10 protein-coding genes are annotated in these 13,604 nt (G+C 61.5%); 2 read left to right on the top strand and 8 right to left on the bottom strand.

From position 1 onward, the window contains the following. Nucleotides 1-5: 5 nt before the first annotated feature. Nucleotides 6-488 carry an asparaginase domain-containing protein gene (locus FHK95_RS08495; protein ID WP_150304177.1) on the top strand — a complete coding sequence of 161 codons (483 nt, stop codon included), beginning with the start codon at nucleotides 6-8 and terminating at the stop codon, nucleotides 486-488. Between the two features lie 548 nt (nucleotides 489-1,036). Beyond that, nucleotides 1,037-2,287, top strand: coding sequence for a GAF domain-containing sensor histidine kinase (locus FHK95_RS08490; protein ID WP_150304176.1), 1,251 nt, complete (start codon nucleotides 1,037-1,039; stop codon nucleotides 2,285-2,287). Nucleotides 2,288-2,410: 123 nt separating this feature from the next. On the opposite strand, the gene tldD is transcribed toward FHK95_RS08490, so the two are convergent. From tldD to FHK95_RS08450, 8 genes are all read right to left on the bottom strand, one after another. Continuing rightward, nucleotides 2,411-3,856 (bottom strand): metalloprotease TldD, encoded by a 1,446-nt coding sequence (tldD, locus tag FHK95_RS08485; protein ID WP_150304174.1) that lies wholly within the window; start codon nucleotides 3,854-3,856, stop codon nucleotides 2,411-2,413. Further along, nucleotides 3,849-4,697, bottom strand: a complete 849-nt coding sequence (locus tag FHK95_RS08480) for a carbon-nitrogen hydrolase family protein (RefSeq protein WP_150304173.1) — start codon at nucleotides 4,695-4,697, stop codon at nucleotides 3,849-3,851. The genes tldD and FHK95_RS08480 overlap by 8 nt, the downstream gene beginning before the upstream one ends. Beyond that, a complete protein-coding gene (locus FHK95_RS08475; RefSeq protein ID WP_150304172.1) occupies nucleotides 4,698-8,573 on the bottom strand; it encodes a YhdP family protein in 3,876 nt (1,291 codons plus the stop codon). It lies immediately after the preceding gene. A gap of 15 nt (nucleotides 8,574-8,588) precedes the next feature. Continuing rightward, nucleotides 8,589-10,046, bottom strand: coding sequence for a ribonuclease G (gene rng / locus FHK95_RS08470; protein ID WP_150304171.1), 1,458 nt, complete (start codon nucleotides 10,044-10,046; stop codon nucleotides 8,589-8,591). Between the two features lie 52 nt (nucleotides 10,047-10,098). Further along, nucleotides 10,099-10,704, bottom strand: coding sequence for a Maf family protein (locus FHK95_RS08465; RefSeq protein WP_150304170.1), 606 nt, complete (start codon nucleotides 10,702-10,704; stop codon nucleotides 10,099-10,101). Next, entirely contained in the window at nucleotides 10,694-11,167 is a 474-nt protein-coding gene (mreD, locus tag FHK95_RS08460; RefSeq protein ID WP_150304168.1) for a rod shape-determining protein MreD, read from the bottom strand. Before mreD ends, FHK95_RS08465 begins: the two co-directional genes overlap by 11 nt. Beyond that, the gene (mreC, locus tag FHK95_RS08455) at nucleotides 11,157-12,086 is read right to left on the bottom strand and encodes a rod shape-determining protein MreC (RefSeq protein WP_235906748.1); all 930 of its coding nucleotides are present in this window, start codon (nucleotides 12,084-12,086) and stop codon (nucleotides 11,157-11,159) included. Before mreC ends, mreD begins: the two co-directional genes overlap by 11 nt. A 433-nt stretch (nucleotides 12,087-12,519) precedes the next feature. After that, nucleotides 12,520-13,557: a rod shape-determining protein gene (locus FHK95_RS08450; RefSeq protein WP_150304165.1), complete on the bottom strand. Its 1,038-nt coding sequence runs from the start codon at nucleotides 13,555-13,557 to the stop codon at nucleotides 12,520-12,522. Between the last annotated feature and the right edge of the window lie 47 nt (nucleotides 13,558-13,604).

Here is a 13,604-nt window from a genome sequence, read left to right as displayed (position 1 = left end):
TAGCCATGTTTATACAGATTTTCAGCACCGGCGGCACCCTCGACAAGGTGTACTTCGATGCGCTGAGTGAATATCAGATCGGCGAGCCTATCGCGGGCGAGCTGCTTGAACAGGGTAGAGTCGGCTTCGAGTACGCCGTCGAGTCGCTGGTCAAAAAAGACAGCCTGGACCTGGACGATGCTGACCGCGAGCTGATTCGCGGCAGAGTGTCCGCCTGCCCCCACGAGCACATACTGATCACCCACGGCACCGATACCATGACCGTCACCGGCGCGGCATTGGCCGATATCGACGACAAGGTCATCGTCCTCACCGGCGCCATGCAGCCGGCACGCTTTCGCGACTCCGACGCCCTGTTCAACCTCGGCCTCGCCGTCGGCGCCCTCAACACCCTAGGCCACGGCGTCTACGTAGCCATGAGCGGGCGGGTATTCCCGGTCGATCAGGTCCGCAAGAACCGTCTGGCCGGACGCTTTGAAGGGCTATAACAGCCCGCGGACCATGGAATGTCGAGTTCCATCTCGACAAAAGCTTCAAACCAACACCGAGCAATGGAATGTCGAGTTCCATCTCGACAAAAGCGTGCTGCCGCAACTCCGCCGGCCGGGATGGAACCCGGCCCTCCATTGTTTTGAGTGTCTTGCGAGATTGTTGAACTGGACAGGGTTACCTGCCTTACACCCAAAGCTCAAAACCACCACCGAANCGGCTGGCTGATCGAAACCACCGGCCGCTTCACCGTCGCGTTCAGCTTCACCTTCGTGGTGCTGTCCGTGGGTTTTGCCTTGACGTTACTGATCCGCCGCTTCCCCAACGAGTGGGCGGTCGGGGAGCCTAAGGTGGAGCCGACGCAGACTTCTGACGGCTCGGACCCAGCAAGATAACCGTGCAGCCGCTGTGATGCCCCGTTTCCTCATGCCATGCACTGAGGATTTTCTGCAGGGACGCTCCAGTGGTCAGCGAAACGGGATTTTCCATGGGAAAACACGCCTATTCCGCATAAGATTCCATGGAACTTCACGATTACGGTTATTGAATGTCCAACCCGTCTGACCTCGAACGCGATGTTTCAAGAATTGCCAGGATCGACGCCGTCTCGCTTATCCTCACCATGGTGAAACATACTACCGGGATGCGCTTTGCGGCCGTTGCACGGGTGACCGACTCACGGTGGGTCGCCTGCGCAGTGGACGACTCTATCGACTTCGGCCTGAAACCTGGCGGCGAATTGGTACTCGAGTCCACCATCTGTCACGAGATCCGCGACCACCGTCGCCCAGTGATCTTCCAGCACGCCAGTCAAGACAGTGTGTACTCCGAGCATCACACCCCGCGGCTATACAAGCTGGAAAGCTACGTATCCATCCCCATCATCAGAACCAACGGCGAGTTCTTCGGAACACTCTGCGCCATTGACAGTGTGCCAGCCCAGTTTGATGAGATGGCTGTCCTGAATACGCTGGAACTCTATGCACAGCTGATCGGCGTCCAGTTGGACATGCAGGAAGCACAGGACAACACTGAGGTCGCGTTGGTCAACGAAGAGGAAACTGGCCGGCTACGCGAGCAGTTTATCGCCGTCCTGGGGCACGATCTTCGCTCGCCCCTCACCGCAATCGGCATGAGTTCGGAGCTGCTGGAAGCCAAGCTCACCGACGAGCGTGAGCACGGCCTGGCCGTCGCCATCAGACAGAGTTCGAAGCGGATGAGCGAGCTCATAGAAAACGTCCTGGATTTCTCCAATGCGCGGCTGGGTGACGGCATTCCGGTCAATCGCGTGTTAACGAGCGACCTGCTCCCGGTTCTCGATTCCGTCATACACGAAATAGCCATTTCTCATCCGGACGTCTCGATCACCCGTCATTTCTCGATTGCGCAACAGACGTTTTGCGACACCGGCAGAATGGGGCAATTACTCTCGAACCTTCTGCTCAACGCAGTGACGCACGGCTCGCGTGATGCACCGGTCAGTGTGACTGCGACGGCGGACCACGACGATGTCGTCCTGTCGGTAACCAACCAGGGCACCCCTATTCCGCAGGAATTGATATCGCTGCTCTTCAAGCCCTTCACTCGATCCCACGCAGGCGGTAGAGGGAAAGGACTGGGATTGGGCTTATACATCGCTTCACAGATTGTAGCCGGGCACGATGGCACCCTCTCCGTGTGCTCTACTCCGGAGACGGGTACTCGTTTTACCGCCAGGTTCCCCGGCATTCGTAAAGCGTCGGCCACGGTGCAGACGCGCGGTGCTGCCATCAACCGTCCTGCAGAGCCTCAGCAATAAGCTGCAGTGACATCAGCCGCTTCGCCGGATCANATGGAATGTCGAGTTCCATCTCGATAAAAGCGTCCGCCGAACCTCAACTGACCGGGATGGAACCCGGCCTTCCATGGCTGCTTGGAGCCGTTAAGCGCCAGTACCGCCTACGGTGATCTGGTCGATCTTGAGGGTCGGCTGGCCGACGCCGACTGGCACGGACTGACCGTCCTTGCCGCAGGTGCCGACGCCGCTGTCGAGCTGCAGGTCGTGGCCGACCATGGATACGCGGTTCATGACTTCGGGGCCGTTACCGACCAGGGTTGCGCCCTTGACCGGGGCGGTGATCTTGCCGTCCTCGATCAGGTAGGCCTCGCTGGTGGAGAACACGAACTTGCCGCTGGTGATGTCCACCTGACCGCCGCCCAGATTGGCGCAGTAGATGCCCTTTTTCACCGAGCGGATGATGTCCTCCGGATCGCTTTCGCCGGCCAGCATGTAGGTGTTGGTCATGCGTGGCATGGGCAGGTGCGCATAGGACTCACGACGGCCGTTGCCGGTCGCCTGCACACCCATCAGCCGGGCGTTCAGCTTGTCCTGGATGTAACCCTTGAGAATGCCGTTCTCGATCAATGTGGTGCACTGGGTCTGGTTGCCCTCGTCGTCCACGCTCAGCGAGCCGCGGCGACCAGGGATCGTGCCGTCATCGACGATGGTGCACAGGCTGGAGGCGACTTTTTCGCCGACCCGGCCGCTATAGGCCGAGGTACCCTTGCGGTTGAAATCGCCTTCCAGACCATGACCGACCGCTTCATGCAGCAGTACGCCGGACCAGCCCGGACCCATCACCACTGGCATGCTGCCGGCTGGAGCGGGAATGGCATCCAGATTGACAGTCGCCTGACGCACCGCTTCACGGGCATAGGCCATGGCGCGCTCTTCCGCTTCAAAGTACAGATAATCGGTACGACCGCCGCCGCCAAAGCTGCCGCGCTCACGCCGGCCGTTGTGTTCGATGATGACGCTGATGTTCAGCCGCACCAGCGGACGGATATCGCCGGCCCAGGTGCCGTCGCTGGAGGCGACCATGACAGTGTCATGGGTGCCGCCTAGGCTCACGGTAACCTGGGTAATGCGCGAGTCCAGGCTGCGAGTATAGGCGTCCAGCCGTTGCAGAAAGGTCACCTTGTCCGCCTGCGCCATGACTTCCAGCGGGTTGGCGGTGGGATACAGTGCCTGGCTGGTGTCACGCTTCCATGCCTGCACGCCGCCCGACTGCCCCGCCCGGGCGATGGAACGCGCGGCGGAAACCGCCTGGGTCAATGCCGGCAGACGAATGTCGTTGCTGTAGGCAAACCCGGTTTTTTCCCCGGCCTGGGCACGCACACCTACGCCCTGGTCGACGTTGAAGCTGCCGTCCTTGACGATGCCGTCCTCGAGTACCCAGGACTCGTTCACCTGGTGCTGGAAGTACAGATCAGCCGCATCCACACCGGGGGCCGAGACCAACTGGCCGAGTACCCCGGCGATCAGATCAGGGCTCAGCTCTGCGGGCAGCAGCAGACGGCTTTCAACATTGGCTATCAGATCACTCATTCTTGTCGGACTCCTTGGCCTTTAGTTCGGCCGGGGCAAATCGGCGATGCCCGGAGACGGGCATACGCTGGCGAATAGCGTTTAGGTGGGCGTGGTCGAGTGGCGCAGCGACCACCCCTTCTCCCTGCTCAAGCGAAGCGATTACGTCACCCCAGGGATCGATCAGGCAGCTGTGCCCAAAGGTCTCACGCCCGCCGGGGTGCAGCCCACCCTGGTTGGCAGCGAGTATGTAACACTGGGTTTCGATGGCCCGCGCGCGCAGCAGGACGTCCCAGTGCGCAGCTCCGGTCACCGCCGTGAAGGCCGAAGGGACCACAATCAGATCCGCGTTGGCGCGGGCCAGTGCAAGATACAGTTCGGCAAAGCGCAGATCGTAACAGATCGTCAGTCCGACGCGCCCGACCGGGGTATCCACATACACCACCTGATCACCGTAATCGTAATCCCTGGATTCGCGGTAACTGCGGGTGCTGTCGGCTACTTCCACATCGAACAGGTGCAGCTTGTCATAACGCGCGACTTCGCTGCCCTGATCATCGACCACCAGACAGGTCGCCATTGGCTTGCCGGTGGCGGTGCGCGGCAACGGAATACTGCCGCCGATCAGCCAGACGCCGTATTGGCGCGCCTGCTGTGCGAGAAACGGCCTGATCGGACCGGTGCCCTGGAACTCAGCGGCGCCGATATTCGCCAATGAGCGATTGCCGAAGGCGGCGAAACACTCCGGCAGCAGTACCAGCTTGGCGCCGCCGGCGGCCGCTTCGGCAATCAGGCCGGCGGCGCGTTCGAGATTGGTGGCGACATCTGATCCGCTGATCATCTGGATGGCGGCAACGTTCATCTAGTCCTCCAGTGCGGCTTCGTTATCAAAGGCGCGATCGAATTCGACGTTGGGTTTCTGCCAGTCTCCGCTGATCTTGTATTTGACCGACGCGAAGCGGGCGATCCGGTCGCCGAGTATCTTGTCGGCAATAAACAGCGCGCCGCCAATATAGGGCGCACCGGCAATGATCGCCGCCAATGGCAGGTTGTTGGTAACCGGCAGTGTCACCAGCATACCCATGTCAATTTCATTCTGTGGCAGGTCGAGCCTACCATCCAGCTGCAACTTGACGCTCGGCCCTTCCATCACCAATGGCGTGCGGTTGTGCATCACACCCTCGGTGAATAGCAGATCCCCGTCGAGGGTATCGTACGCCGTACCTTTGCCGAACATATCCGAGAAGTCCAGACGCAGCCGGCGGGTCAGCGCGTTGAAATTGAGCAAACCGAACACCCGCAGCGCATCCGCCGAACTCTCCCCGCTCTGCAGCACGCCATCACGGGCGAGCAACTGCAGCGGGCCGGTGCTGCGCTTGAGCGCGAAATACGCCGGCGAGCCAGGCCACTCCAGCTCGGTTGTCGCCGCAAATCGTTTGCTGGTCAGCGTTGGTGCGTAGTTCCAGGCGCGCAGCACATCGCCGATATCCTCCGCGCTGAGGCTGCCTTCGAAGCGGGTTCGCTGGTCAGCGTCACGCCAACTCAAGCCGCCGCGCAGCTGTAACCCGCCGCGCAATGCGAGGTTCGCGTCCTCGATTGTCAGCCCCTGGTCCGTGGGGCGCATGCGAAACGACACCGGACCGACCAGATCATCGCCCCAGAAAAGCTGGGCAACACTGAGATTGACCGCCGGCAGTGAGGAAGGCGTAATGCCGCTCAGGGGATCCTCAGCCACCAGTGGCTCGACCAATGCGTCGGACTCGCCTGCTATCGATTGGTTACTGGCAAAGCGCAGGCGTTGCAGGTCGATTTCCAGCGGCTGGTCAGCATCGTCTGGCAACAGGATGCGGCCCGCCACATCAGCCTGCCGCACATCGAATTCCCAGCCGGTCGGCAGCTGTTCGCCCTGCACCTGCAGATCGGAAAGCTCCAGACCAAGGCCTTCAAACCGCGCCGCGTTCAGATTGATCTCCCGGATGAGGGCCAACGGAGACGCGGCGGAAGCGGCAGGGCCGGCGGCCTGCGGCGCCGCACTCTGGGCATTGGCGTTGAAATCCTTGAGCCACTGCTGCCAATGAGTCCATTGCAGATCGGCGAAATTCGCCCTGACACTCAGGCCTTCTGCAGAGGGAAGCGAGGGATTACCGCTGCGATAACGCAGGTCACCGCGCAGGGAATCGCCGGACTGGGTGATCAACCCGCGTACATCGCTACCGGAACGGAACGACCAGCGCTGGCCCTGATCGTTGAGCCGCAGGGTCACTTCGGTGGGCTGCGCCTGGTCGGATTCCTTGGCAAAGGGTTGCGGCAGATCGAGCACCACGCCGCGCAGATCGGAGGCCACCTGAATACTCTGGCTACCCGGACGCATTGCCAGTTGGGCGTCCCAATCCACACGGCCGGTGGCCAACTGCAGCGGCGCCTTGTCGAGTATCGACCAGCCCTTCAGTGCCTGCACCGGATGGCTGCCTTTCATGCGGACCAGCTGCTCGCGGTCGATAACGCCAATGGTGCCGGTAACCGGCTCACCGAGAAATTGCGCGCGCACGCTGTCCGCGGTCAGGCCTTTGCTGTGATCGTAGGCGAAGTTGCCGCTGACCTGATGCAGCGGGACGTCGAGCTGCGGGATGAAGAGTTGCTCGGCCTCCGCTTGCCAGCTCAGACGAACCTCCGGTTGCCCGCCCTGTTGCAACGGAATAACCAGGGAGCCCTTGCCCGCCAGGGTCCCGTTGCCCGTCCAGCCAGCGAGGGGATCATTGGTAATCTTCTTGAGCGGCGTGTCCTGCATCAGGCGCAGGGCATCCTGCAGCGAACCTGCCGCCTCGCCTTCGACGGACAGCAGCAAGGGCGCGTCGGGGCGTGCGCGGTCAATAGCGACCTCTACATCACTAAGCTCGGTGCCCCACAGCCGCGCACGTCCCTCTTGTACGGTGACGGCGGTATTGCGCAGATGCAGCGTGCCGGAGACGTCCTCCAGCGCTGGCCAGCCGGGCTGAAAGAACAGGCTGCCCTGATCCACACTGCCATAGAGTTGCAGCAGACGATCCGCGGGATCAGCATTTTTTGCCAGCACGCCGCGGTAGCTGAAGATAGCCAAGGGAACCGTGCCGGACAGATCGGTCGAGAGCAGCCACTCGGTCAGCTCAGAGCTCATCGCGGCAGCGCGCGACGGGAGATAGCGGCGGTAGAAATGCGCCTGGCTGTCGCGCAGCGCCACCCGCAGATCCATACTCGGCGGATTCCCGGGACGCGGTAGATGCAGGGAAAACTGCGCCGTGGCCTCGCCCTCCTCGCCGCTGACAGCCAGGCCGGGGGCCTGCAATTGCATGCCAGTATCGTCCGACCATTGCCAACCCAGGCTGCCCGTCAGCCGATCATAGTGCCAGGCTTCGGGGAACAGCTGCGGCAGGAACATGCTCCAGTTCTCGCTGTTGAGCCTGAGCTCACCCAGCGCGCGGCTACCGGCAAGCGTGCCGCTGATGCCGGTGAATCCCGGAACGGCGCGCCAGGGTTCAATACTGATATTGTCCAGCCGGGCTTCAATGCTCAGATCCTCGAGTGACAGCGAGGTACGGCTGCCACGCAGCCCGATGTCCAGCACCTGTCCATGCGGATCGAGGGTCGCGAGAATCTCAGCGAAGCGGTCGTCAGGGAGGGAGCCAGCGAGGCCGGCAGCCAGTGGCTCCAGCGGAAGACGGTCGAGCCGCAGCTGCCAGCTGCCATCGTCCACCTCACGAGTCGCAGCCAGACGCGTGTGGGGCCACAGGATCTCGTTCACCCGTAAACCCAGCTGCTCGACGCGCAGTACCTGCTGTGCGTCATCCAGCTGCAGATCGAACTGCGCCTGCAGATCAGTCAGCGGGGCACCCGGTCGCAGCGTCTGCAGCTTCACCTCGGGCGCCGTCACCACCCCCTGCAGCCGACTCAGGCGGCGGTCCTGCCAGCTGCCCCAGAAACTGCCGCCAGCAACCAGTTGCTCGAGCCTGGCCTTCTCCAGCCAGGCGCCCGGGATCCAGTTGCTCCACTGCATGGCGGGAAGTTCGGCGAAAAACTCGACGGACATATTCCGCCAGTCGTCGCCGCTGCTCTGCCCTTCCAGTTGCAGGCGCAGCTCACGGCCATCGGGTAGGGCCATGCGTGCGTCAAACCGATGCTCGCCCCACCGGTTGACCAGCGTCAGGTCGCCCTCAGTGAAGTTCCATTCAGGCAGGTCGTGGGGATTGATGCGAATACGGCTGTCGAGCAGGGTAATCCGGCGCTGGTTGAGCAGTTTATCGAGCGTCTCGTCGAGCCCGCTTTCGACCCTGTCCCGCGCGCCCAGACCGCGTAAGCGCCAGCGGCCATCGGGCTCCTGCAACAGTTCCAGCGCCAGGCCTTCGACCTGCAGCGCATCGAGCACCAGCTCCCGGCGCCACAGGCTGGCGAACACGTCCAGGCGCGCAGTGACGTTATCCAGAGCAAACAGTACCGAGCTGTCGAGGTCGGCTTCGGCGTGGACCTGCAGGCCACGGAGCATGAACACGGGCTGGGTGCCCTGCATCTCGCCGCTCAGATCCTCCAGCAGGATCGCTCTGCCGGTGAGTTCTTCGGCTCGCTTGACCAGCTCGGCCTGATAATCCGCCACCGCCGGCACAAACTGTCGACCCAGACTCACATAGGCGGCAGTCACCAGCAGCCAGACGACAAGACACAGAATCAGTCCATCCAGACCCCGTCGAACCCAGGTTTGCCAGCTCATGCGGTCAGGCGCTCATCACATCAGTACCACGTCGTACTGTTCCTGGGTGTACACCGTTTCGACCTGGAACTTGATCGGTCGCTCGATGAACACTTCCAGATCCGCGACGTTGCCTGATTCTTCGTCCAGCAGGCGGTCGATAACGGCCTGCGACGCCAGCACCATATAGGCACCCGCCTGATAGGCCCGGGCCTCGCGCAGTATCTCGCGGAAGATTTCGTAGCAGACGCTTTCCGGCGTTTTCTGAATGCCGCGACCCGAGCAGCAGGGACAGGGCTCGCAGAGAATCTGTTCGAGACTCTCGCGGGTACGCTTGCGGGTCATCTGCACCAGACCCAGCTCGGTGATGCCGATGATGTTGGTTTTCGAGTGGTCGCGCTCCAGCTGTTTTTCCAGCGTGCGCAATACCTGGCGCTGATGCTCCTCGGCCTCCATATCGATGAAGTCGATGATGACGATGCCACCCAGATTGCGCAGGCGCAGCTGGCGGGCAATCGACGTGGCCGCCTCCAGGTTGGTCTTGAAGATTGTCTCTTCCAGATTGCGGTGCCCCACGAACGCCCCGGTATTGACGTCGATGGTGGTCATGGCCTCGGTCTGGTCAATTACCAGATGGCCGCCTGACTTGAGCATGACCTTGCGTTCCATGGCCTTCTGGATTTCATCTTCCACGCCATAGAGTTCGAATACCGGGCGCTCCCCCGGATAATGCTCAAGCTTGTCTTCGATGCCAGGCATCAGCTCCTGCACAAACTGCTCGACGCGCTGAAAGGTTTCCCGCGAATCAATACGCACCTTTTCTATCCGCACATTGGCCAGATCGCGCAGGGTGCGCAGGGCCAGCGGAAGGTCTTCGTAGATTACCGAGGGTGCCGGACAGGCGCCCATCTGTTGGGAGATCTGCTGCCATAAGCGTCTGACGTAGCGAATATCAGCCAGGATATCTTCCTCGCGCGCTGCTTCGGCGGCCGTGCGCAGGATGAACCCGCCGGGCTCGTCGATGGCTTCATCGGCAACGCACTGGGCGACGATGCGCTTGAGGCGTTCGCGCTCGGTTTCGTCCTCGATTTTCAGCGAGATGCCCACGTGGGGCGTGCGCGGCATGTACACCAGATAACGCGACGGCACCGACAGGTGAGTGGTCAGGCGCGCGCCCTTGGTGCCAATCGGATCCTTGGTCACCTGGACTATGAGCGCCTGACCTTCATGCACCAGCGCATTGATCGGCTCGACCGCAGAACCCTCGCGTTCGGAGATCTCCGAGGCGTGGATGAAGGCCGCACGCTCCAGACCGATATCGACGAAGGCAGCCTGCATACCCGGCAGCACGCGGACAATCTTACCCTTGTAGATATTGCCGACGATGCCGCGGCGCAGGGTGCGCTCGATATGCACTTCCTGCAGCACGCCGTTTTCTACCAGAGCGACCCGTGTTTCCATCGGGGTTATATTGATCAGAATCTCTTCGCTCATGGGCTCTCCCAGTGTTATCGGACCGTTAGACTACGGTCATCGGTGCCCTATGTCAGGACGCTTGCCAACAGGAAATCCCGAAGTCATGCAGCAGTGCAGCGGTTTCCATCAGGGGCAACCCGACCACCGCGCTGTAACTGCCTTCAATGCGTTCGACGAAAATCGCACCCAACCCCTGGATAGCATAGCCACCCGCCTTGTCGGCCGGCTCGCCGGTATCCCAGTATGCGCTCTTTTCGGCTTGGGAAAGGTGGCGAAACCATACCTGGGTTTCGACACTCGCCAGACGCAGCGTATCGCCCTGACACACCGCTACGCTGGTAATGACACTGTGCGCCCGACCCGACAGGCTTTCCAGCATCGCCAGGCCCTGCTCGCGGTCGGCTGGCTTGCCGAGGATGACATCGCCCAACACCACAGCAGTATCCGCCGCCAGCACTACCGCCCCATCCGGCGCCTTGCCGATACCGGCACGGGCCTTGTCCCGGGTGACGCGTTCGACATACGCCAGCGGGGACTCGCCGGGGAACACTGCTTCATCGATGTCGGAGGGTATCACCCGCGTCGGCACGCCGATCTGCGACAGCAATTCACGACGCCGGGGTGAGGCCGAAGCCAGGTAGAGAAGGCCGCGGTGCGCCGCCGGATCAGACGACATGGAAGCGGCGCCGGAAGACATCGAGGAACGCACAGCCCCACGGCCACAGGAAGGCGCTGACCAACGCCGGCAGCAATAACAACAGCATTGGCGGCCGGCTCCCGGCGAGGCTGTCCAGCCACAACGATAGTAACTGCGCGATGCCGAACACCGGCAGCATCACCAGACTCTGTTGCCACAATGGAAAACGCCGGATGCGCTGATACAGCACCAGCACCATGGTGGCGACCAGTGTCATGACCAGCGCTTGCTGCCCGAATAGCTCGCCGTAGAGCACATCGGAGGCAAGACCAGCACACCAGGCCGTCACCAGCCCGATTCTGTGCGGCAGGATCATCACCCAGAAGGCGACCGTCATCGCCAGCCACATTGGCCTGCCGAAGCTGAACGGCTCCGGCATAGGCATGACGCTAAGCAACAGCGCCAGCAAAATAGTAAAACCCACCACCAGACTATGGCGCATCGTCGCTGCCCTCCTCTGTCGCCGCGGGTTCAACTGTTTCGCTTGAAGCGCCGCCAGCGTCTGGCACCTTCGGCGCGGGAACCGGCCCATCGGACGCGGCGGTCTGATCCAGCTTCAGCGCCGGAAAAACATCGCCATAGGCGCTCTCCGGGCTGAACACCAACAGCAGGTAGCGGCTGCGGTTCAGTTGTGCGGTGGGGGCAACCTTGACGATGGAGAAGGGTTCGGCGGGATCCTGTTCGACCGAGATCACGCGGCCAACCGGATACCCGGCCGGAAAGCGTTGACCCAGCCCGGAACTGACCATGATGTCGCCAATGCGGATGTCGGCCGTATCGCTGACATGGCGCAGCTCGAGCCAGTCGCTGGTGCCGGTTCCGGTGGCGATCGCCCGCAGACCGTTGCGGTTGACCTGCACCGGCAGGCTGTGAGAGACATCAGTCAGCAGCAATACCCGCGAGTTGAACGGCATTACCTCCACCACCTGACCCATCAGACCTGTAGCATCGAGGACCGGCTGGCCAAGAAACACGCCATCGCGTTCGCCCTTGTCGATCATGATGCGCTGGGTGAAGGGATTGGGGTCGACACCGACCAGCTCGGCCACCAGGACGCGCTCGTCGACCAGCGAGGAAGAATTCAGCAGCTCACGCAGCCTCACGTTCTGCTCGGTCAGGGCGGCGAGTTTTTGCAGCTTGCGCTGGGTCAGCAGGGATTCGGCCCGCAGGCGCTCATTCTCGGCGATCAGATCGGCGCGGCTGGTGAGCTGGGTTTGCACATTTTCCCAGGCGCGAACCGGCAGTTCGGCGACATAGTAGAGGGGCATCAGGATCATGCCGAGCTGCGCGCGTACCGGCTGCAACACGTTTAACCTGGCGTCAGTCACCATCAGCACCACCGACAACACTGTCAGCGCCAGTAAACGAACACCCAGCGAAGGGCCTTTGATGAACAGCGGTTTGATGGTGCACTCCTCATGAACCTGTGCGGCTCCTGCTGCCGCCAACGCAGGTGAGCCAATCGTCAGCCCCTATCATGCAACACCGGCATGACAGGGACCAAGGGAAGCACTGAACAATTCCTTACGTTCTCTGCGTGACCTGAAGCGTGCAGGTGCAAGGCGTGATTCGCAGTTAATGGCCGTAGCCCTTAACAAGGAGCACAACGCAGCAGATGCGCGCTTCAGGCCACGCCCTTCGGGGCTTTCAGGCTGGCCCGCACTCGTCGTTGCGGTTTCTCGACAGGCCCCGGCATGCCTTCAAAACCGCGCCTCGATTGCGAACCAGCCTGAAAGCCAGAGAGCGCAAGGAATTATTCAGCGCTTCCCAAGACCTGGTGAACAGTGCGACAGTTTACTCGGTGGAGAGCAAATCCATATTGTGACGGTCCATCATCTCCAGTGCCTTGCCGCCGCCACGGGCGACGCAGGTCAGGGGGTCTTCGGCGATGATCACCGGCAGACCGGTTTCCTGGGTCAGGAGCTTGTCGAGATCACGCAGCAGCGCGCCGCCACCGGTGATGATCAAACCGCGTTCGGCGATGTCGGAGGCCAGTTCCGGTGGGGATTGCTCGAGTGCACTCTTTACTGCCTGAACGATGGTCGCCAGAGATTCCTGTAAGGCTTCGAGCACTTCGTTGGAGTTCAGCGTGAAAGCGCGTGGCACGCCCTCGGCCAGATTACGCCCGCGCACGTCCACCTCGAGGATCTCACCGCCGGGAAACGCCACACCGATTTCCTGCTTGATGCGCTCTGCTGTCGCTTCGCCGATCAGGCTGCCGTAATTGCGGCGCACGTAGGTAACGATGGCTTCGTCAAAGCGATCACCGCCGACCCGCACGGATTCGGCATAGACCACACCATTCAGCGAGATCAGGGCGATTTCGGTGGTACCGCCGCCGATGTCGACGACCATGGAACCGTGTGCTTCTTCAACTGGCAAGCCGGCACCGATCGCGGCAGCCATCGGCTCCTCAATCAGAAAGACTTCCCGTGCGCCAGCGCCCAAGGCAGATTCGCGAATGGCGCGACGCTCAACCTGAGTGGACTTGCACGGCACGCAGATCAGTACCCGCGGGCTTGGCTGGATGAAACTGTTTTCGTGGACCTTGTTGATGAAGTACTGCAGCATCTTTTCGCAGACGCTGAAGTCGGCGATAACGCCGTCTTTCATCGGGCGGATGGCCTGGATGTTACCGGGCGTGCGGCCGAGCATGCGTTTGGCTTCCATGCCGACGGCTACAACACTTTTCTGATTTCCCTGGGTGCGGATGGCCACGACGGATGGCTCATCCAGTACAATGCCGCGGTCACGTACATATATCAGTGTATTGGCGGTGCCCAGGTCGATGGACAAGTCACTGGAAAACATGCCGCGTATTTTTTTGAACATGCGTTGAATATACCCCGGTGCGGGTGAGTTAAATTGAAAGAAGCACT

Origin of the sequence: Pseudomonas saliphila (assembly GCF_008638345.1) — a bacterium.
GTDB classification, from domain to species: domain Bacteria; phylum Pseudomonadota; class Gammaproteobacteria; order Pseudomonadales; family Pseudomonadaceae; genus Halopseudomonas; species Halopseudomonas saliphila.
This window is presented reverse-complemented; position numbering and strand designations above follow the sequence as displayed.